Source organism: Pseudomonas sp. H3_E07, assembly GCF_054668895.1.
On sequence record NZ_CP162795.1, the window covers coordinates 4,466,031 to 4,483,940 of the forward strand.

The window sequence follows — 17,910 nt, forward strand, 5'->3', positions numbered from 1 at the left end:
CGTTCTGGTTTTCAGCGTTCGGCAGCGAAAGCCGCATCCAGACCAGGATTGTTCTGCCCATGTCGACCTCGGCCCGCCTGATCCTCATTCTTTGCGCCGCGCTGCTCAGCGCCTGCGCAAGTCGTCCACCGCCGCCCGCTCCCGTAGCGGTGAAGCCCAAGCCGGTGTTCAACTATTCCAGCCAGAATTTCTCGCCTGCGGCCGAAGACGTCCTCTTCCGTGCCCTGGGCCTGGTCGGCACGCCTTATCGGTGGGGCGGCAACACACCGGACTCCGGGTTTGATTGCAGTGGCCTGATCGGTTTTGTCTTCCGCGACGCTGCCGGCATCTCCCTGCCGCGTACCACTCGCGAATTGATCGTGATGCGTGCGCAAGATGTCAGCGAGCAGAATCTGCAGACGGGCGACCTGTTGTTCTTTGCCACGGGCGGCGGTTCACAGGTCAGCCACGCCGGGATCTACGTCGGTGAAGGCCGTTTTGTGCATGCACCGCAAACCGGTGGTACGGTGAAGTTGGACACCTTGTCCAAGGCGTATTGGCAGAATGCCTACCTGAGCGCCAAGCGCGTGTTGCCAGGCAATCTGGCGCGTAATCCTTAGAAAGCAGCGGCAGGTTTCACGCGTGAAGCTGCAAGCGGTGCGATGCCTGCTTGCGGCGATCAGCTTGAAGCTTGCAGCTCGCCCCTCAAACTACTACCCTTCGCCGCTTGTTCCAGGTGCTCTGTGACCCATGGGTCGACGGAGTGAAACAGGGAAGCCGGTGAGTGAGCGCACTTGTACACAGTGACGCCGCGATCCCGGCGCTGCCCCCGCAACGGTAAATGAGTCAAGACGCTGCCTTTTGCCACTGTATCGCTCGCGATATGGGAAGGCGCAGCGTCGGTCTGCGCTTCTATAAGACGCGCGCCACTCATGAGCCCGGAGACCGGCCTGCAACATCCAACAGCATCACGGTGGGCGATGCTTGGCTGTCTGTTTTTTCTTTTTCCTGCCCGCCGTTTTTGTCCAGCCCCAACGGAGAGCTGCCATGACCGATTCCCCCGACCGCGACGAACGCCACCTGGCGCGCATGCTGCGCAAAAAAGCCGTGATCGATGAACGCATCGCCAACTCCCCGAACGAGTGCGGCCTGTTGCTAGTGCTGACCGGCAACGGCAAAGGCAAGAGCAGCTCCGCGTTCGGCATGCTGGCCCGAGCCATGGGGCACGGCATGCAGTGCGGTGTGGTGCAGTTCATCAAGGGGCGCAACAGTACCGGTGAGGAATTGTTCTTCCGCCGTTTCCCCGAGCAAGTGCGCTTTCATGTCATGGGCGAAGGCTTCACCTGGGAAACCCAGGACCGCCAGCGTGACATCGCCGCCGCAGAAGCCGCCTGGGCGGTTTCCCGCGAGTTGCTGCAGGACCCGTCTATCGGTCTTGTCGTACTCGACGAACTGAACATCGCTCTCAAGCACGGCTATCTCGACCTGGACCAGGTGCTCAGCGACCTGCAAGCCCGCCCGCCGATGCAACACGTGGTGGTCACCGGCCGCGGTGCCAAGCCTGAACTGATCGAAATGGGCGACACCGTCACCGAAATGGGCATGCTCAAACACGCATTCCAAGCCGGTATCAAGGCACAGAAGGGCGTCGAACTTTGAATCAGCCCCGTCATTGCCCGGCCGTCTTGATTGCCGCACCGGCGTCCGGCCAGGGCAAAACCACCGTCACCGCCGCGCTTGCCCGATTGCACCGCAACCTGGGGCGCAGGGTACGCGTGTTCAAATGCGGCCCGGACTTCCTCGATCCGATGATCCACGAACGCGCCAGCGGTGCGCCGGTGTATCAATTGGACATGTGGATGGTGGGCGAGCAGGAAAGTCGTCGCTTGCTATGGGAAGCGGCGGGGGAGGCGGACCTGATCCTGATCGAAGGCGTGATGGGCCTGTTCGACGGCACACCGTCCAGCGCCGACCTGGCGCGACACTTCGGCGTGCCTGTCTTGGGCGTGATTGACGGTACGGCGATGGCCCAGACCTTCGGCGCGTTGGCCCTGGGCCTGGCACGTTATCAGCCGGATCTGCCGTTTGCCGGAGTGCTGGCCAATCGCGTTGGCACCTTGCGTCACGCACAATTGCTCGAAGGCAGCCTCACCGAAGGCCTGCGCTGGTACGGCGCGTTATCCCGCGAGACCGGTATCGAACTGCCTAGCCGTCACTTAGGCCTGGTACAGGCGAGCGAACTGAACGACCTCGATGTGCGTCTCGATGCAGCCGCCCAAGCGCTGGGCAGCAGTTGCGAAGTGGCTTTGCCGCCGCCAGTGACCTTTGCCGCACCGGAAGTGATCGAAACCCCGCCATTGCTCAACGGTGTGCGCATCGCCGTGGCCCGCGACGAAGCCTTCGCGTTTACCTATGGCGCCAGCCTCGACCTGCTGCGGGCAATGGGCGCTGAACTGGAGTTTTTCTCGCCGATCCATGATCGCGAATTGCCTGATGTCGACAGCCTCTATCTGCCCGGTGGTTATCCGGAATTGCACCACCAGGCGCTGGCGGAAAACACCTCGATGCTTGACGCCATCCGCGCTCATCATGCCGCCGGCAAACCGCTGCTCGCCGAATGCGGCGGCATGCTCTACCTGCTGGACTCGCTGACCGATGTCGAGGGTGTTCGCGCCGAACTGGTGGGCCTGCTGCAAGGCGATGCGGTGATGCAGAAGAAACTCGCGGCCTTGGCGCTGCAAAATGTCGAATTGCCCGAAGGCACGCTGCGCGGCCATACCTATCACCACTCCCTGACCACCACCGAATGGCAGCCGATTGCCCGTGGCCTTAGCCCCAATGGCGGACGCGGTGCCGAGGCGGTTTATCGGCAGGGGCGGATGACGGCTTCCTACGTACACTTTTACTTCCCCTCGAATCCCCAGGCGGTGGCCGCATTGTTCGCGCCCGATCCTGTAGGCGCCGGCTTGCCGGCGATGAGGCCATGACCGACAACGCCTTCCCCGAGGCCGACCGCCAGGCGGTCTACCGCGCCATCGCTGAACGTCGCGACATGCGCCACTTCAGCGGCGGCACTGTCGCCCCGGAATTGCTCCATCGTCTGCTCCAGGCCGCGCACCAGGCACCCAGTGTCGGCCTGATGCAGCCCTGGCGTTTTATCCGCATCAGCGACCGTCCGTTGCGTGGGCAGATTCAACAACTGGTGGAAGAAGAACGCATACGCACCGCCGAAGCCCTGGGTGAACGCTCCGATGAGTTCATGAAGCTCAAGGTCGAAGGCATTCACGACTGCGCCGAAGTGCTGGTGGCGGCGTTGATGGATGACCGTGAGCGGCACATTTTTGGGCGGCGCACGTTGCCTGAAATGGACATGGCGTCACTGTCCTGTGCTATTCAGAATCTTTGGCTGGCGGCCCGTGTCGAAGGGCTGGGCATGGGCTGGGTCTCGCTGTTCGAGCCCCAGGCCCTGGCTGATCTGCTGGGTTTGCCACCCGGCGCGAAACCTTTGGCCGTGCTGTGCCTGGGGCCGGTGGCCGAGTTCTACCCGGCCCCGATGTTGCAACTCGAAGGCTGGACCGAGCCTCGGCCGCTGAGTGACATGTTGTATGAGAATGGGTGGGGAGTGAATCAATGAGTGTGGCCTTGCTGTGTGTCGCTGCAGTCGCGCTGGATGCGCTGCTGGGCGAACCCAGACGCTGGCATCCGCTGGTGGCGTTCGGCAATTTCGCCGGGCGTATCGAGCAACGTTTCAATACCGGTGGTCGCGGCTGGCGCAGTCATGGCGTGACCGCGTGGGTTATCGCCGTGGTGCCGCTGACTCTGCTGGCTACGGCTTTATCCTGGGCGCCGTACATCGGCTGGGTATTGGAGATCCTGGCGTTGTACTGCGCGCTTGGCATGCGCAGCCTTGGCGAGCATGTGATCCCGGTGGCCCAGGCCTTGCGCAGCGATGACCTGGACGAAGCGCGCCAGCGCGTGAGCTACCTCGTAAGCCGTCAGACCAGTGAACTGGACAGCACCGAAGTCGCCCGCGCGGCCACTGAGTCGGTGCTGGAGAACGGCAGCGATGCGGTCTTCGCCGCGCTGTTCTGGTTTGTGCTCGCGGGGGTGCCGGGCGTGGTGCTTTATCGCCTGAGCAACACCCTTGATGCCATGTGGGGCTATCGCAACGAACGTTTTGAACGCTTCGGCTGGGCGGCGGCAAAGATTGACGACGTGCTGAACTACATTCCTGCACGCCTGGTGGCGTTGACCTACGCGGTACTGGGTAAGACTCGTCTGGCGCTCAAATGCTGGCGCACCCAAGGCCCGACCTGGGACAGCCCGAACGCTGGCCCGGTGATGGCTGCCGGTGCCGGCGCCCTGGGCGTGGAGTTGGGCGGCGCCGCCATCTATCACGGTGAAGTGCACCAGCGTCCGCAACTGGGCGAAGGCCCGGCGGCAGATGCCGATTCCATCGACCGGGGCTGGCAACTGGTGCAGCGCGGCGTATGGTTGTGGCTGCTGATTCTATGCGCGGGGGCGCAATTCTATGCTTGAGCACGGTGGCCGGTTGCGCAGGGCGTCGATTCAGTACGGGATAGCTGAGGCCGATTGGCTCGACCTGTCCAGCGGCCTCGCGCCCTGGCCCTGGCCGATTCCCGAGATCCCGCTGCGGGCCTGGGCGCGCCTGCCGGAAACCGACGACGGCCTGGAGCAGGCCGCCAGCGAATACTATGGCGCTGCACACCTGTTGCCGGTGCCCGGCTCCCAGGCGGCCATCCAGTTGCTGCCACGCCTGCGCCGCGCTGGCAAAGTCGGCGTGTTGTCACCGTGCTATGCCGAACACGCCGAAGCCTGGCGCCGCGCCGGCTACGTGGTGCGCGAAGTGCAAGAGCAGGAAGTCGACTTCTTCTTGGAGGGGCTCGACGTACTGGTGGTGGTCAACCCCAACAACCCCACCGGCCTGAACCTGGCCCCACAACGCTTGCTGGACTGGCATTCGCGGCTGGCCCAGCGGGGCGGCTGGCTGGTGGTAGACGAAGCGTTCATGGATGTCACCCCTCAATTCAGCCTGGCGGGCCACGCCCATCAGGTCGGCCTGATCGTGTTGCGCTCGTTCGGCAAATTCTTCGGTCTGGCCGGGGTGCGGCTGGGCTTTGTATTGGCCGAGCGCAAGCTGCTCAAGTTGCTGGCTGAACAGGTCGGCCCCTGGGCCGTCAGCGGACCGACGCGGGTGTTGGGTCAGATATGTCTGCGCGACACCACCGGTCAGGCGTTCCAACGCGTGCGTTGCATCGAGGCAGGCCAGCGTTTGTTCGCCTTGCTGGAGCGCCACGGCTTTCCCCCCCAGGGTGGCTGCGCGTTGTTTCAATGGCTGATCACGCCTCACGCCGAACGCATGCACGAATTCATGGCCCAGCGCGGCATCCTGCTACGGCTGTTTGTCCACGACAGCAGTCTGCGTTTCGGCCTGCCCGACACCGAGGCTGACTGGCTACGGCTGGACGAAGCCTTGGTCGCCTTTAAGGACGCTACATGAGCACGCTGATGGTGCAAGGCACCACCTCCGACGCCGGCAAAAGCACCTTGGTGACGGCGCTGTGCCGCTGGCTGGTCCGTCAGGGCGTGGCGGTGGTGCCGTTCAAGCCGCAGAACATGGCGCTCAACAGCGCCGTGACCGCAGAAGGCGGCGAAATCGGCCGCGCCCAGGCTGTGCAGGCCCAGGCCGCCAACCTGGCGCCGCACACCGACATGAACCCGGTGTTGCTCAAGCCTAACAGTGACACCGGCTCCCAAGTGATCATCCACGGTCGCGCCGTCACCACCATGAACGCTGTGGCCTACCACGACTACAAATCCATCGCGATGCAAGCGGTGCTGGCTTCCCACGCCCGGTTGAGCCAGGCTTACCCCGTGGTAATGGTGGAAGGCGCGGGCTCCCCGGCGGAGATCAACCTGCGCGCCAATGACATCGCCAACATGGGCTTCGCCGAAGCGGTGGATTGCCCGGTTTTGCTGATCGCCGACATCAATCGCGGCGGGGTGTTTGCCCATTTGGTCGGGACCTTGGAATTGCTATCGCCCACGGAGCAGGCACGGGTCAAGGGCTTTATCATTAACCGTTTTCGCGGTGACATCGCGCTGTTGCAACCCGGTCTGGATTGGCTGGAAGCGCGCACCGGCAAACCGGTGGTGGGCGTGTTGCCTTACGTGATGGACCTGCACCTGGAAGCCGAAGACGGCATCGACAGGCGCCAGACCGACAAGGTGGCCCAGGTACTCAAGGTGGTAGTGCCGGTGTTGCCGCGCATCAGCAACCACACGGATTTCGACCCGCTGCGCCTGCATCCTCAAGTGGATCTGCAATTCATCGGGCCAGGCCAGCCAATCCCCGCCGCCGACTTGATCATCCTCCCCGGCTCGAAAAGCGTACGCAGCGACCTGTCCTATTTGCGCACCAACGGCTGGGACACCGCCGTGGCGCGGCACTTGCGCTATGGCGGCAAGGTGCTCGGCATTTGCGGCGGCCTGCAGATGCTCGGCGAGCAGGTGCATGACCCGCTGGGCCTGGAAGGGCCTGCCGGCTCCAGCGATGGGCTTGGGCTGCTGGCGTTCAGCACTACGCTTGAAGAAGAGAAGCAGTTGCGCAACGTGCGCGGGCGGCTGTTGCTGGAGGATGCCGAAGTCTGCGGCTATGAGATTCATGCGGGCGTGACGTCTGGCGACGCTTTGTCGAACGCTGCCGTGTTGCTGGATGACGGTCGCACGGATGGCGCGCAAAGTGCCGACGGGCAAATTCTCGGCACCTACCTGCATGGCTTGTTCGAAAGCCCGGCGGCCTGCAGCGCCTTGCTGCGCTGGGCCGGTCTGCAGGATGTGCAGGCAGTGGATTACCACGCGTTGCGCGAGCGCGATATCGAGCGCCTGGCGGACCTGGTGGAGAATCACTTGGACACCGATTTATTGCGCAAGCTGTGCGGGGTCTGACGGTGAGTACGCGGTCCCGATGTGGGCGCTGGCTTGCCCGCGATAGTGGCCTTAAGGCCGAGCCTTTTCAGCCAACCCAAGGTGCTGTCCCATGCTGCAACTGATCCTCGGTGGCGCCCGTTCCGGCAAAAGCCGTCTTGCCGAAAAGCTCGCCAGCGACAGCGGCTTGCCCGTCACTTACATCGCCACCAGCCAACCGCTGGATGGCGAGATGAATGAACGCGTCGCCCTGCATCGCCAGCGTCGTCCCGATCACTGGGGGCTGATCGAAGAACCTGTCGAATTGGCGCGCGTGCTGCGCGAAAATGCCGCGCCCGCGCAGTGTCTGCTGGTGGATTGCCTGACTCTGTGGCTGACCAATCTGCTGATGCTGGAAGACTCGAATCGCCTGGTGGCTGAGCGCGATCAGTTGCTGGAAACCCTGGCCGTGCTGCCGGGTGAAATCATTTTTGTCAGCAACGAGACCGGTCTGGGTGTCGTGCCGCTGGGCGAATTGACTCGCCGCTATGTGGATGAAGCCGGTTGGCTGCATCAAGCCTTGGCCGAGCGCTGTCAGCGTGTTGTCCTGACAGTTGCCGGCCTGCCCCTGACGTTGAAAGGTACTGCGTTATGACTGACACCTGGTGGCTCAACCCCTGTAAGGCGATTGACGCGCACGCATACGAACACGCCCTGGCGCGCCAGCAGCAATTGACCAAACCGTCGGGCTCCCTCGGGCAGTTGGAGGCCCTGGCGGTGCAATTGGCCGGCTTGCAGGGCCAGGTCAAACCGTTGGTGGACCACGTGTGGATCGCCATCTTCGCGGGTGACCATGGCGTGGTAGCGGAGAGCGTGTCGGCGTTTCCTCAGGAAGTCACTGGGCAGATGCTGCACAACTTTGTCAGCGGTGGCGCGGCCATCAGCGTCTTGGCGCGACAGTTGGAGGCACAGTTGGAAGTGGTCGACCTTGGCACGGTCACGCCGTCCCTGGACCTGCCAGGTGTGCGCCACCTGAACATCGGTGCGGGCACCGCCAACTTCGTCAATGGCCCGGCAATGACCGAGGCCCAAGGGGGGCTCGCCCTGCAAGCCGGCCGCGACAGTGCGCGGCGAGCATTGGCAAGCGGGGCACAACTGTTTATCGGTGGCGAGATGGGCATCGGCAACACCACCGCCGCCAGTGCGCTGGCGTGTGCCTTGCTGGACTGTCAGGTCAGTGACCTCACGGGGCCTGGCACTGGGTTGAATGCTCAGGGGGTCAGCCACAAGGTGGCCGTGATCGAACGCGCCCTGGCGTTACATGCCGGCCAGCGTGGTGATGCGTTGCAAACGCTGTTCAATCTCGGCGGCTTTGAGATTGCCGCACTGGTGGGCGCGTACCTGGCCTGTGCGCAGGAAGGCATCGTGGTGCTGGTGGATGGTTTTATCTGCACTGTCGCAGCGCTGGTTGCGACGCGCTTGAACCCGGCATGCCATGAGTGGCTGGTGTTCGGCCATCGCGGTGCTGAACCAGGTCATCGCCATGTGCTGCAAAGCCTCGACGCGAAGCCGCTGCTGGAATTGGGCCTGCGCCTGGGCGAAGGCAGCGGCGCGGCACTGGCGGCTCCCTTGTTGCGCCTGGCATGTGCGCTGCACGGTCAGATGGCGACTTTCGCCGAAGCCGCCGTGGCAGACCGCCCGGTATGACCTTGCGCCTGGACCTGCTGCGTCACGGCGAGACCGAGTTGGGCGGCGGCCTGCGCGGCAGTCTGGACGATGCACTCACCGCCAAGGGTTGGGCGCAAATGCGCGCAGCCGTGGTGGCGCAGGGGTCGTGGGACCGTCTGGTCAGTTCACCGCTGCAACGGTGCGCGCGGTTTGCCGAGGAACTGGGGGCTCAGCTCCATGTGCCGGTGGCCCTGGAAAAGGATCTGCAAGAGCTGCACTTCGGTGCCTGGGAGGGGCAGAGTGCGGCAGCCTTGATGGAGACCGACGCCGAAGGGCTGGGGTTGTTCTGGGCTGATCCCTACCGCTTTACACCACCGGAGGGCGAACCTGTCAGCGCCTTTTCCGACCGGGTTCTGGGCGCTGTCGCGCGCTTGCATCAGGCCTATGCCGGTGAGCGTGTGTTGTTGATCAGTCATGGCGGTGTGATGCGTCTGTTACTGGCGCAAGCGCGTGGTTTGCCGAGGGAGCAACTGTTGAACGTCGAAGTGGGCCATGGCGGGCTGTTCAGTCTGCACGTCAATGCTGGCGGCACACTGACGGAAGTGGGGTAGACATGCTGCCATTCTGGATCGCCCTGCAATTTCTCAGCAGCCTGCCGATTCGCTTGCCGGGTATGCCGCAGCCTCAGGAATTGGGGCGTTCACTGCTGTTTTATCCGGTCGTCGGTCTGTTGTTCGGTGTGTTGTTGTGGGGCCTGAACTCGGTATTGATGGGCGCGCCGTTGTTGCTGCATGCCGCATTGTTGCTGACGGCCTGGGTATTGCTCAGTGGTGGCCTGCACCTGGACGGTTTGGCGGACAGCGCCGACGCCTGGCTCGGCGGTTTTGGCGACCGCGAACGCACGCTGACGATCATGAAGGACCCCCGCAGCGGCCCGATTGCCGTGGTCACCCTGGGGATGGTGCTGCTGCTCAAATTCACTGCGTTGGTGGCCCTGATCGAGCAACCTAACGGCGCAGCACTGATCCTGGCGCCGTTGATTGGCCGCGCATCGATGCTGGCGCTGTTTCTTACCACGCGCTATGTACGTGCCGGCGGATTGGGCCAGGCATTGTCGGATCATTTACCGAGGATCGTCGGCCAACAGGTACTGATCCTCAGTGGTTTAGCCTGCATCCTCATTGGCGGCTTCAGTGGCGGGCTGGCTGTACTACTTGCTGCGATCTGCTTCATAGGGCTGCGCCAACTGATGGTCAATCGGCTGGGCGGCACCACGGGCGATACTGCAGGCGCTTTGCTGGAACTGCTGGAAGTCGTGGTTCTGGTCGGCCTGGCGCTGTAACACTTTCTTGCATTTCATAAATCGCGGGTATATACACCTTCTATGCTTGCCTCCCAATGTTTGTGCACCAACCTGCGACGTGCCGCCCGTGGCGTCAGCAGGCATTACGACGGCGCCCTTGATGGCTTCGGGATCAACGTCGCCCAGTATTCTTTGCTGTGTAACCTGCAGCGCCTCGATCAGCCGAGTATTTCCAGCCTAGCGGAAGCCATGGGCCTGGATCGCAGCACCTTGGGGCGGAACCTGCGGGTGCTGGAAGGTGAGGGCCTGGTGAAACTGGTGGAAGGCGATGACCTGCGCAACCGCCTGGTGATGTTGACCGAGGACGGTGAAGCACGACTTGCCGCCGCATTACCCGCCTGGGAAGCGGCGCAGCAAAAATTGATCGATCAGCTCGGCGCGGAAAAACGCGAAACCTTGTTGGCCTTGCTGGACGAACTCGCCTGAGCGCGGGATTTGTTCGAATACAAGCGGGTATATACCCGCGAGCGGAGAATAAGAAATGACCTCAATGTGGCGCACCAGTGGTTGGATTCTTGTAGGGAGTGCGCTGATTCTGGCGTTGTCGTTGGGTGTGCGGCACGGTTTTGGCCTGTTCCTGGCACCGATGAGCAGCGAATTTGGCTGGGGCCGTGAAACTTTCGCCTTTGCCATCGCCTTGCAGAACCTGATCTGGGGCCTGGCACAGCCGTTCACCGGCGCTTTGGCTGACCGTTTTGGCGCCACTAGAGCGGTGTTTGTTGGTGGCATCCTGTACGCGGCGGGCCTGGTGTTGATGGGCATGTCCGATTCGGCGTGGTCGTTGTCCCTCAGCGCCGGCTTGCTGATTGGTATCGGTCTGTCCGGCACCTCGTTCTCGGTGATTCTTGGTGTGGTTGGTCGGGCCGTGGCGCCGGAAAAACGCAGCATGGCCATGGGGATTGCGAGTGCTGCCGGTTCGTTCGGTCAGTTCGCCATGGTGCCGGGCACCTTGGGTTTGATCAGTTGGTTGGGCTGGTCTGCTGCATTGCTGGCGCTGGGCCTGATGGTGGCGCTGATTCTGCCGCTGGTGGCGATGCTCAAAGACAGGCCATTGCCGGTGCTGGCGGGCCAACAAACCTTGCGCGAAGCCTTGAAGGAAGCCTGCTCCCATTCCGGCTTCTGGTTGTTGGCCTTCGGCTTTTTCGTCTGCGGTTTCCAGGTGGTGTTTATCGGCGTGCATTTGCCGGCTTATCTGGTGGACCAGCATTTGCCGGCCACCGTCGGTACCACGGTGCTGGCGTTGATCGGCCTGTTCAACATCTTCGGTACCTACACCGCCGGCTGGCTCGGCGGGCGCATGTCCAAACCGCGTTTGCTGACGGGGTTGTACCTGCTGCGCGCGGTGGTGATCGTGCTGTTCCTGTGGGCGCCGGTCACTGAAGTCACGGCTTACCTGTTTGGCATGGCGATGGGCTTCCTGTGGCTGTCCACCGTACCGCTGACCAACGGCACCGTCGCGACATTGTTTGGTGTGCGAAACCTCTCCATGCTTGGCGGGATAGTGTTTTTGTTCCACCAACTCGGTTCGTTTCTGGGCGGCTGGTTGGGCGGGGTGGTCTATGATCGAACCGGCAACTACGATTTGATCTGGCAGGTGGCGATCCTGCTGAGCCTGCTCGCCGCAGCCCTGAATTGGCCGGTACGTGAGCGCCCGGTGGCGCGATTGCAGGCACAGATGGAGGCGGCATGAGCAGACTGGCACACGGTGTGATACTGGTTGCGGGGCTGGTCCTGGTGGTGTTGGCCTGGTGGGGCTGGCAGCGTGGCGGGCTGGCGTTGATGCAACTGGGCATGTCGATCTGTTAAGTTTCCGGTCTGGCTGCTTTTAGTCAGGTCTCTTCAAAGGACACATAACATGCAGATGCGTTGGCTCGCTGTACCCGTCCTGATGGCCATTGGCAGTGCTGCCCTGGCCGCCAGTTGCCCGCCGCTGTTGGAAGGCCAATTGCCCAAGCTGCGCGCCAAAGAGTCCATCGACCTGTGCCAGCGCTTTGCGGGCAAGCCGCTGGTCATCGTCAACACCGCCAGCTTTTGTGGGTTCGCCCCACAATTCAAAGGCCTCGAAGCTTTGTATCAACGCTACAAGGGCGAAGGGCTGGAAGTGATCGGCGTGCCGTCGGATGACTTCAAGCAGGAAGCCAAGACCGGCGAAGAAACCGCCAAGGTCTGCTACGTGAATTACGGCGTGACCTTCACCATGACCGAGCCACAAAAGGTCAAGGGGCCGGATGCGGTGCACCTGTTCAAGGTATTGGCGCAGCAGACCGACGCGCCGCCGAAGTGGAATTTCTACAAGTATGTGGTGGATAGGCAGGGCAAGGTGATTGCCAATTTTTCCAGCCTCACCAAACCGGACAGCCCGGATTTGATCAAGGCGGTGGAAGAGGCGTTGGCCTCCAAACCCTGACAATCGCCCATTAAAAAGCCCCGCTTCCTTTGCAGGAGGGCGGGGCTTTTTTATACGGCGTCAGATCAGAACTTGTACGTTACGCCCAGGCCAAAACCGTTGGCGCTGTTTTCGTACTTAGCATTGTAGGACTGGCCCAATGCGTTGGCACGAGCGACCTTGACTGGTTCTTCCTTGAGGTAGGAGTAAGCCAGGTCCACGGTCATATTCGGCATTACATCGTAACCAAGGCCGAGACTGAAGATAGTCCGGTCACCGGTTGGGATACGCGGCGAACGGTCGGTGTTGTTGGTCGGCGACTGGTCGAAGGTCAGGCCGGTACGCAGCACCACTTGTTTGGTGACACGATACGAGGTACCCACGGCATAGGCCCAAGTGTCGTGCCAATTCTGGTCTTCTTTGATGGTGCCGACAATTTGCGGAGCCAACACACCGCTACCGGCTGCGGCCGATACACCTTCGTTGTTGACGGTGATGTCTTTCAGGCGGCTCCAGCGGGTCCAGGTAGCGCCTGCGTAGAGTTTCCACGCGTCGCTCATATCTTGAGTAACCGACAGGTCCCAGGATTCAGGTGTGTCGATCTTCAGCGACGCGTCGTAGCGGCCATTGTTCAACAGCGAAGCTGGAACGTTGGTGCCTTTGGTCACTTCGGTATGGCCTTCGAGCTTGTACTTCACTTTCGAGTGGTAGGTCAGGCCCACTCGCGTTGTGTCAGTAGCTTGAACCAGCAGGCCGGCATTGAAGCCGACGGCGGTGTCATCACCCTTGATCTTGATGTTGTTGGAGCCGGTACCCGCGACTGGCAGGTTGATATCGGACTCAAGCGTACCAGCGATACGGTTGATGGTCGGACCAAAACCAATGGAAACCCGATCGTTGAAGGCGTAGCTGACCGTCGGCTGGAAAGTGATGACGGTCACTTCGCTTTTGCTGCCAAAGGCTTTGCCTTGGAAGCCACTTTCGTAATCGGTCACAAGGCCAAACGGAGCATAGACGCCGAAACCGACAGCCCATTGATCGTTGAGTTTATTGGTGTAGAAACCGAAAGGAACGGCAGTGAAAGGCACCATATCGCCTTTGTTCGTGCCGCTGGAGCGGCCGCTGACATCCTTGATGTTGCTTGAGGCATCAATCGCCGCAACACCGCCAGTGACTTGCTGGCCTTCAAGGCGAGCCATACCGGCAGGGTTACCATAAACGGTGCTGGCGTTTTCGGCAGAAGAAGAGCGGCCTGCGAAACCCGTACCCATCCCGGCGACGTCTTGTTCGTTAAGGGCAAAGCCACTTGCGAAAATATGAGAAGAGGCCATGGCAACGGCGAGGCTAAGTGTGGTCTTGAGCATTACTTTTTTCATTATTAGAACTCCGTGGTGATCACCGCTGCGGAAAGTAACAATAAAATTAAGATCGCGCTATAGGCTGTAATGCAGGAGATAGAGCGGTTTTGTAGGACAATCCGACCAAAATCCAGGGTTTTTGACGAATCTTGCAAATTGCCCGGTCAGCAAACCACGTGATTCATGGGTGAAACACAGGTGTGCCAGGCTTGAGTGAAATCGCGCAGCCGTCCTTGTGGGTGAAAAATTTCTTTCCAGATACGTGCCATGGCCAAGACATCACCGGGTGGAGGCAGTGTAGGAGTGTGTTGTTCCACCAACAGCCAGGCGATGGCGGTGGCATAACGCAAGTTTACGGTGAGCTCCAGTTGCGGTGCGCTGAGGAACGCATGCTGGCTCGCGAGTCCGCGTACCAGGCTGGCGCGCTCGGGGTCTAGCGCCAGATAGTTGTCCCACAGGGCACGATGGCGTGGTTCGGTGATGCTGTACAGGCCGTGGCCGCGCCGGTCGTGCAAGGCGGAACCGAGTTCCGACTGGCTGGCGGCAATGCCCAGCAGGAGAGACTCCGCCGTCGGGTGATGGCGGCCGAGGTACATCAAGGTCGGCCGGATCACATATCGAGACAATTCGCTGGCAGCGATACCCATACAAGCCTCAATCCGTGAAAGTGGTCGACGAGGCCTGAGAGGGGGGCTTGGCAGCAGTGGATCGGATCTCAGGCTCGTCGGAAGCGGATCATGCCGCTTGAGTTGAAGTGTAGTGTCATATTTGTGATGTAAAGGACTGTTTTTAAAACATCTTATTCATTTAGTTATAACGGTTATATCTATTTGAACTGAGTGCAACGGCCCAATAGGTAAATTCCGGGCAATAAAAAACCCTGTTTTTTAAACAGGGTTTTTGTGTTTCAGCGACGCGGGTCGATCAGGCAATCAATGCCTGACGGGTACGCTCGATCACGGCCTGCAGCGGTTCTGCGCTGGAGTATTGATCGGGGTACAGGCGTTCGCTGTGACGAGCGATGCCGTGTTCGTTGACCAGGGTGAAGCTGAAGCAGCCTTTGCGAGCGGCCATGATCAGGCAGTTCATTGGAGCAAAAGCGTTGGTGAGGGTGCGAATGGCATCCTGAGTATGGATTTGAGCGTTCATATTATTGGTGTTCCTACAAATGACACGGATTAAGAACCGTGCAACGTTAAAACGTTCCAGTAACGTTGATCACCATTGATCAAACGAAGAACCCGACTGGAACAAAGCAGCCAGTTTGAAGCGCTAATAATTTAGGCGCGCTTGGGCTGGCAGGTAGGTACTTAGGAGGGCAGGCAACACAACAGGGGCAAAGGTTCTGGGCCCGGGGTGAAGATCCTGATCAATTTGCAGGTTGGTTCGGTCAGAGTATGGAAACTTCGCGACACCCTTTGCTTGTTCAAAGGCAGTGTCGTCGCAAGTGATACCTGGAAACCATCGAGGTGGTCGATCCCGTGTTGTGCAGGGGAGTTGTTCGACCAGAATTGACTTTCAGCTTGGTACTAACGCCGCGGATAGTAACGGATTGAAACCGGTAAGGGAAGTATGTTAGCTAAAAAACTTTTATCAGCCGCCCAACAGGCCTCGATAGACCAAGACGGTGATCGCTGCTGCCAGTGAGCAGCCCAGTCCGTAGGCTGCAAGGGTCAAGCGCAGGGATTGGCCGGTCTCGACCACCTTCATCACGTCGCCGATGTCGTTTATCCGGCCTTCGCCCAGCTCGATGCAGAGGCTGACGGCAGTGAACGCCGCCGACAGCAGGATCGCGATGGCGAACAGCGCCCCATCCGGTGACGGCAGTGCTGCATTGATCCCCAAGGAAACGGCGCAGATGGCCAATAGCAACACGGCGAATAACAGAATCCCTTTCATCAACTCACCCACTGTTGCGTTGTAGGTCGGGGAGTGTGGCGAGCCGGGAAAGATTTGAAAAGTCCCTGGTTTGTCCAGGCGGTAACATTTTTGTAGCGAGTGGCTTCAAAAAAGGCCGGCGATATAACCATCGAATGGGTACTTGTGCACATTGGTTGCGGAGTGTGTAACCGCGCTGTCAACTGCACTCCAAGGCCGCCATTTGCCTGCAATGGAAATTTAAGTCAATGAAAAATCTGGCTTTTTTTTATTGGTGAAAAAATCGTCAGTTTGACTGCGGGCCCCATTCCATGGGGCTTTGCGCGAGTTAAAGGCGTGTTGTCCACTGAGTTATCCACAGCTTCTGTGGATTGTCCCGAGCGCTTGCTCTAGAACGGGCGTGCACAGTTTTTTCAGCTTTACCTGTACGAAAAAAAGAGTAGAGTGGCGCGCCTTCCGTTCTGTCTCACAGTGCTTTATGAAGTTTCGCTCAGTATCATCTTCTGTTACCGACACCCCTCAAACTGTTACCGCTCCCAAGCGCTTCTCCTTGAAAGTTGCCTTGTGGTTGCTCGACAGTCCGCGCTTGGGTCACAACACCAACGTAAAGCACCTCGCCGGACGTTTGCTCAAGCAGCCGGCCCGTGAAGGTGTGGTCGCTGCGCAAAGCCGCCTGGGCCAACTGATGTGCCGCGAATGCGGGAATGCCCGCGACCGCCGCATCGGCCACGACCTGCTGCGCCTGGCCGCCCGTGCCGGTGACCGCCGCGCCCAGCGCGAACTGGGTCAGGTCGAAGACTGAGCTGTCCTCAGGCCCTCTGCTCCGCTAACCTTGGTTTTTTTCGGTGATGGCAGACATGTCTATGGTTTTTGACTGGACCAGTGTTGCCTTGGGCCTCGCTGGCGCTGCCGTGCCGTTATTGGCCGTGTGCTGGCAGCTGCAGCGACGCTTGAACGCACGCATGACCGGCTGGGAACTGCTCGAAGAGCGCCTGGCCACCGCACAGCTTGCCCAGGAAGGTCTTGCCGCGCAGTTGGATGCGAGCCGCGATGAGATCAGCGATTTGAGCCAAGCCAATGCCGCCAAGCAGGCTGACCTGGCCGCTGTGCGTCGCGAAGTCGAGTTGCTGCAGATCGACCGCGACAACGCCCGCGATGCCGCTCACGCCTGGAACCTCGACCGTAGCGCCAAAGAGACCGAGCTACGCCGCCTCGATGCCTTGTCGGCGGCCTTGCGCGCCGAGCTGCGTGAACAACAGGACAGTCATCAACAACGCCTGACCGACCTGCAAGGCTCGCGTGATGAGTTGCGTGCACAGTTCGCCGAGTTGGCAGGCAAGATCTTCGACGAACGCGAACAGCGCTTCGCCGAAACCAGCCAGGAACGCCTGGGCCAATTGCTCGACCCCTTGAAGGAGCGCATCCAATCCTTCGAGAAACGCGTGGAAGAAAGCTACCAGAACGAGGCGCGCGAGCGTTTTTCCCTGGCCAAGGAGCTGGAACGCCTACAGCAACTGAACCTGCGTCTGTCGGACGAAGCCACCAACCTGACCCGCGCGCTCAAGGGTCAGAAAACCCAAGGTAACTGGGGAGAACTGATCCTTGAACGGGTGCTGGAGCATGCAGGTCTGGAGAAGGGCCGTGAGTACCAGACCCAGGTCAGCCTCAAAGGCCCGGATGGCGAGCGGTTCCAGCCCGACGTGCTGATCATGTTGCCCGGCGACAAGCAGGTGGTGGTGGACTCCAAGGTCAGCCTGACTGCGTATCAGCAGTATGTGGCGGCGGAGGATGACGTCATTGGCCAGGCAGCCCTGAAGCAGCATGTGCTGTCGCTGCGAAATCATGTCAAAGGCCTGGCCGGCAAGGACTACAAACGCCTGGAAGGCCTGCACAGCCTGGATTTCGTGTTGCTGTTCGTGCCGATCGAAGCGGCGTTTTCCGCTGCGTTACAGGCCGAGCCCAACCTGTTTCAGGAGGCGTTCGACCGCCATATCGTGATTGTCAGCCCAACCACCTTGCTTGCGACCTTACGTGTGATCGACAGCCTCTGGAAACAGGAACGCCAGAGCCAGAACGCCCGGGAAATCGCCGAGCGTGCCGGTTGGCTGTACGACAAGTTCGTGCTGTTTATCCAGGACTTGGATGAAGTGGGTAACCGTTTGCAGCAGTTGGATAAGGCTTACAGTGCGGCGCGAAACAAGCTGACAGATGGACGCGGAAATCTGGTCAGCCGGACCGAGCAATTGCGGTTGCTTGGCGCGCGGGCGAGTAAAAGCCTGCCGGCGGATTTGCTGGAGCGTGCGATGACCGACTCCGATGGTGTGGCACACCTGCCCGAATAAAATACGGCG

The 17,910-nt window shown here is 60.7% G+C and carries 20 protein-coding genes and 1 riboswitch; of the genes, 16 read left to right on the forward strand and 4 right to left on the reverse strand.

The annotated features are described in order from the left end of the window. The first annotated feature begins 59 nt into the window (after positions 1–59). The 14 genes from AB4O08_RS20510 (at position 60) to AB4O08_RS20575 (ending at position 12,344) form a co-directional block, all read left to right on the forward strand. Positions 60–599 (forward strand): C40 family peptidase, encoded by a 540-nt coding sequence (locus tag AB4O08_RS20510; RefSeq protein ID WP_010208673.1) that lies wholly within the window; start codon positions 60–62, stop codon positions 597–599. A gap of 97 nt (positions 600–696) precedes the next feature. Further along, a riboswitch (cobalamin riboswitch) is annotated at positions 697–947 on the forward strand. A gap of 79 nt (positions 948–1,026) precedes the next feature. Beyond that, a complete protein-coding gene (cobO, locus tag AB4O08_RS20515) occupies positions 1,027–1,638 on the forward strand; it encodes a cob(I)yrinic acid a,c-diamide adenosyltransferase (RefSeq protein WP_010208674.1) in 612 nt (203 codons plus the stop codon). Then, on the forward strand, positions 1,635–2,966 hold the full coding sequence (locus AB4O08_RS20520; RefSeq protein WP_198581089.1) for a cobyrinate a,c-diamide synthase: 1,332 nt from the start codon (positions 1,635–1,637) through the stop codon (positions 2,964–2,966). The genes cobO and AB4O08_RS20520 overlap by 4 nt, the downstream gene beginning before the upstream one ends. Next, complete coding sequence (gene bluB, locus AB4O08_RS20525; RefSeq protein WP_183702719.1) at positions 2,963–3,613, forward strand: 5,6-dimethylbenzimidazole synthase; 651 nt, start codon at positions 2,963–2,965, stop codon at positions 3,611–3,613. The genes AB4O08_RS20520 and bluB overlap by 4 nt, the downstream gene beginning before the upstream one ends. After that, positions 3,610–4,518: an adenosylcobinamide-phosphate synthase CbiB gene (cbiB, locus tag AB4O08_RS20530; RefSeq protein WP_021490863.1), complete on the forward strand. Its 909-nt coding sequence runs from the start codon at positions 3,610–3,612 to the stop codon at positions 4,516–4,518. Before bluB ends, cbiB begins: the two co-directional genes overlap by 4 nt. Then, positions 4,511–5,500 carry a threonine-phosphate decarboxylase CobD gene (gene cobD / locus AB4O08_RS20535; protein ID WP_010208682.1) on the forward strand — a complete coding sequence of 330 codons (990 nt, stop codon included), beginning with the start codon at positions 4,511–4,513 and terminating at the stop codon, positions 5,498–5,500. The genes cbiB and cobD overlap by 8 nt, the downstream gene beginning before the upstream one ends. Next, complete coding sequence (locus AB4O08_RS20540; RefSeq protein WP_045791772.1) at positions 5,497–6,948, forward strand: cobyric acid synthase; 1,452 nt, start codon at positions 5,497–5,499, stop codon at positions 6,946–6,948. The genes cobD and AB4O08_RS20540 overlap by 4 nt, the downstream gene beginning before the upstream one ends. Before the next feature lie 91 nt (positions 6,949–7,039). Next, positions 7,040–7,561: a bifunctional adenosylcobinamide kinase/adenosylcobinamide-phosphate guanylyltransferase gene (cobU, locus tag AB4O08_RS20545; RefSeq protein WP_010208684.1), complete on the forward strand. Its 522-nt coding sequence runs from the start codon at positions 7,040–7,042 to the stop codon at positions 7,559–7,561. Next, positions 7,558–8,613 carry a nicotinate-nucleotide--dimethylbenzimidazole phosphoribosyltransferase gene (cobT, locus tag AB4O08_RS20550; protein ID WP_460114314.1) on the forward strand — a complete coding sequence of 352 codons (1,056 nt, stop codon included), beginning with the start codon at positions 7,558–7,560 and terminating at the stop codon, positions 8,611–8,613. Before cobU ends, cobT begins: the two co-directional genes overlap by 4 nt. Further along, positions 8,610–9,185 (forward strand): alpha-ribazole phosphatase family protein, encoded by a 576-nt coding sequence (gene cobC / locus AB4O08_RS20555; protein WP_010208686.1) that lies wholly within the window; start codon positions 8,610–8,612, stop codon positions 9,183–9,185. Before cobT ends, cobC begins: the two co-directional genes overlap by 4 nt. Positions 9,186–9,187: 2 nt before the next feature. Continuing rightward, entirely contained in the window at positions 9,188–9,916 is a 729-nt protein-coding gene (locus tag AB4O08_RS20560) for an adenosylcobinamide-GDP ribazoletransferase (RefSeq protein WP_042571873.1), read from the forward strand. Positions 9,917–9,958: 42 nt separating this feature from the next. Beyond that, positions 9,959–10,363 carry a MarR family winged helix-turn-helix transcriptional regulator gene (locus AB4O08_RS20565; protein ID WP_010208689.1) on the forward strand — a complete coding sequence of 135 codons (405 nt, stop codon included), beginning with the start codon at positions 9,959–9,961 and terminating at the stop codon, positions 10,361–10,363. Between the two features lie 64 nt (positions 10,364–10,427). Further along, positions 10,428–11,627 (forward strand): MFS transporter, encoded by a 1,200-nt coding sequence (locus tag AB4O08_RS20570; protein ID WP_162098522.1) that lies wholly within the window; start codon positions 10,428–10,430, stop codon positions 11,625–11,627. 165 nt (positions 11,628–11,792) lie between these two features. Then, positions 11,793–12,344 carry a glutathione peroxidase gene (locus AB4O08_RS20575; RefSeq protein ID WP_010208695.1) on the forward strand — a complete coding sequence of 184 codons (552 nt, stop codon included), beginning with the start codon at positions 11,793–11,795 and terminating at the stop codon, positions 12,342–12,344. A gap of 65 nt (positions 12,345–12,409) precedes the next feature. Here the strand turns inward: AB4O08_RS20575 and AB4O08_RS20580 are convergent, their stop codons facing one another. The 4 genes from AB4O08_RS20580 to AB4O08_RS20595 all read right to left on the reverse strand — a co-directional run bounded on the left by AB4O08_RS20580 (position 12,410) and on the right by AB4O08_RS20595 (position 15,580). Next, positions 12,410–13,699, reverse strand: a complete 1,290-nt coding sequence (locus AB4O08_RS20580; RefSeq protein WP_010208696.1) for an OmpP1/FadL family transporter — start codon at positions 13,697–13,699, stop codon at positions 12,410–12,412. Positions 13,700–13,845: 146 nt separating this feature from the next. Next, on the reverse strand, positions 13,846–14,328 hold the full coding sequence (locus AB4O08_RS20585) for a hypothetical protein (RefSeq protein ID WP_021490856.1): 483 nt from the start codon (positions 14,326–14,328) through the stop codon (positions 13,846–13,848). Between the two features lie 277 nt (positions 14,329–14,605). Continuing rightward, positions 14,606–14,830: a hypothetical protein gene (locus AB4O08_RS20590; protein WP_010208698.1), complete on the reverse strand. Its 225-nt coding sequence runs from the start codon at positions 14,828–14,830 to the stop codon at positions 14,606–14,608. Positions 14,831–15,274: 444 nt separating this feature from the next. Then, positions 15,275–15,580, reverse strand: a complete 306-nt coding sequence (locus AB4O08_RS20595) for a hypothetical protein (protein ID WP_010208700.1) — start codon at positions 15,578–15,580, stop codon at positions 15,275–15,277. 457 nt (positions 15,581–16,037) lie between these two features. Here AB4O08_RS20595 and AB4O08_RS20600 point away from each other — a divergent pair, with 457 nt between their 5' ends. Both AB4O08_RS20600 and AB4O08_RS20605 read left to right on the forward strand, forming a co-directional pair. After that, entirely contained in the window at positions 16,038–16,361 is a 324-nt protein-coding gene (locus tag AB4O08_RS20600) for an SEL1-like repeat protein (protein WP_029529074.1), read from the forward strand. A 175-nt stretch (positions 16,362–16,536) separates the two neighbouring features. Then, positions 16,537–17,901 (forward strand): DNA recombination protein RmuC, encoded by a 1,365-nt coding sequence (locus AB4O08_RS20605; protein ID WP_176331999.1) that lies wholly within the window; start codon positions 16,537–16,539, stop codon positions 17,899–17,901. Positions 17,902–17,910 lie beyond the last annotated feature (9 nt).